Annotated in this window: 3 protein-coding genes; 2 read left to right on the top strand and 1 reads right to left on the bottom strand. The window is 43.7% G+C overall.

The genetic code is table 11. From position 1 onward, the window contains the following. Both ACWWFX_RS25125 and ACWWFX_RS25130 read left to right on the top strand, forming a co-directional pair. Positions 1–892 (top strand): pyocin knob domain-containing protein (locus tag ACWWFX_RS25125; protein WP_473225088.1); only part of this gene is annotated, 892 nt, incomplete at its 5' end. 150 nt (positions 893–1,042) lie between these two features. After that, on the top strand, positions 1,043–1,804 hold the full coding sequence (locus tag ACWWFX_RS25130) for a tail fiber domain-containing protein (RefSeq protein WP_473225089.1): 762 nt from the start codon (positions 1,043–1,045) through the stop codon (positions 1,802–1,804). Here ACWWFX_RS25130 and ACWWFX_RS25135 read toward each other — a convergent pair. Further along, positions 1,762–2,512 (bottom strand): phage tail fiber protein (locus tag ACWWFX_RS25135; RefSeq protein WP_473225090.1); only part of this gene is annotated, 751 nt, incomplete at its 5' end. The genes ACWWFX_RS25130 and ACWWFX_RS25135 overlap by 43 nt on opposite strands.

Raw genomic sequence — 2,512 nt, forward strand, 5'->3', positions numbered from 1 at the left:
TGCTACACCAACATTTAAACTTATCAACGTTGAATCGGGTGGATACCCAGGACTGGCTCTATTTAATACCGCGGTTCCTGATACAGAGAATGGGGCAAGGATTAACCTCGAAACAAACCCAACCAATAAAAATTTTACTTTTATATGGAGACAAAGAGCAGTTACCACAGGCCAAGCCACAGTCACTGTACTAATGCCACCTGCTGGAGTTAGCCGAAACGTTGCATATGTTGAGGAAGTTACCACCCCTGCGAATAGTGGTTGGGGAGCAAATCAGGTTAGCGAAATGCCCGCAGGTAACAGTAACGGTACGCAGCTTAAAACGGGGTGCTATTGGGCGACTTCAGACAATGTTGGTAATCCGGCAAGTTCTGGGGCAGGCATGGGGATAATTCAGATGCCGGGCAATAGCTGGAACTACAGGGGCCAGATTGCCACAACTGACTCAGGGAATGGCAGAGCATTTTTAAGATGCACTGTTGCTAATGTCTTTAGCCCATGGAAAGAATTCACTACTTCAGCCGTATCGGATGAAACGGTAAAAACTAAAGAAAATAAATTAGACTTAGAAGTTGCTCTCGGGAATATCAACAAAATGGAATTCTGGAATTTTATTTTCAATGGCGATAAGACCAGAATAGACCGTGAAACAGGTGAGCTTATAGCCCAGGAAGCGCCAAAACGCCGAGGTATAATGTCACAGCAAATTATGACTATTGATCGGCAGTATGTGAAAAAGATTGGTGATTTATTACACCTCGATCAAACCCCTTTGCTACTGGACGCACTGGCAGCAATCAAGGCTTTGCGGGTGAGAGATGAATCAAAAAGTGAGGAAATGTTGAACATTCAAAAAGAGCTTAGAGAATTGCGCGAGTTGTTAAACAAGTAAGGCAGGCGGTTACTTTCAAAGGTCGGTTTAGGAAGTAGCGACTCTGTAGCCTTCAAAACGATCACAGTATCCGGGCGAGTTGAAACCTCTGTGGGTAATCCTGGTTTCCAGATATCCACAGCAGCAAACCAGTCGGGTTTCGTCAGGCACATGGTCGATGGGGTATCTCACTGGTATGTTGGGAAAGGAGACCCAAGCAGTGATAATATCTATTTCTCATTGCAGAAAATAGGGAACTTCATCTCACTGGGATCTGATGGAGGTATTAATTTATATAGTCAGGCAGCAAGCAAGCCTGTAAATATTAGTTCTCCCACAGTTAATATCAATGCTTCTTCTGGGCCATCATTATCATTATCAAATACGGGGACAGCATCCAGTAATCTGGTAACCCGTCTTTGGGGGCAAAGTAGCCGACCAACCGTAATCGAGTATGGAACACCTAACGGTTATATTTTTTATGCACAAGAAAATACCGATGGTTCAAGGGTTGTTAATGTAAACGGAACCATAGTCGCATCAAATGTGACAGGCTCAGACAGAGATTTGAAAGATAAAATAGAACCAATTACTAATGCTCTTGAAAAGATTGAAAAAATTAACGGTTACACTTACGTTATGAAAGATACGTTGATGCCAGACGCCGGTGTTATTGCACAAGAAATCCTAGAGGTTCTTCCAGAGGCCGTATCCTCATTCGTAAAATTGCCTGAAGGTGTCGAGTTAGGGTCACTGAGTGCAGATGAAGAAAATAAATATCGTTTCTATGCCGTGAACTATGACGCAGTGACGGGCCTTGCCATTCAGGCAATCAAAGAGCTATCTATTCAACTTAATGAATTAAATAATGATATTAATGGTTTGAGGAATCAAACTATTTCATATTCTGATGAGGAGGATAAAAATTCATGATTCATTTGTACGCGCACTGAAATATACTGGTCTGCTGGAATATCAACCGGGTTTCCATCAAGCAGTCCGGGAATTTCATTACGTGCGAATGCTGGCGCTGCCGGATGCGTGCGGTGATATGTTTTTACCAGAATTGAACCATCGGCATTTACTTCATAATCGAGCCATATCAGCGGTTGTTTGTTACGGTCTGTAGGTATGTCAAAACCACCATCTATGCCGCCCCAGGCAGCGTCAGCGTTCAGGCCAGTGCATCCCTCAATCAGGTATTCTCCGACACTCAAACGGCTAACAATACAGCCTTCTGATTCATCGTTGAGCTGGAAGGAGCCATCCCCAAATAACTTAACTATTGGCGACGCGGCTTTCAATGTGCCGTCGCTGGCTTTAGTTGTGTTGCCAGTCCCATACATTTCATAGACATAAATTTCACCAGCAACATTTTTTGCTACTTGCATGGTGTTTCTTGTGTAGTTTACGTACGACATCACTGAAGCCACGCTGCCCAGATTATAGTGGGTACCTCCACCAATACCAGCAAACAGCCCATAACCAGAAGTCCCATTCTGGCGGAAAAAACCAGTTGTGTAATGTTCTTTAAGCACACCTGTGCCAGCAAGAGGTATTGGGTTATTCAAAGTGCATCCAATGCCAAAATCACTTACAGAAAGAATATCTCCGGATGTGCTGTAAGCATCCCTTGTAGCG

The organism is Pseudocitrobacter sp. 2023LY-00077, from assembly GCF_055796175.1.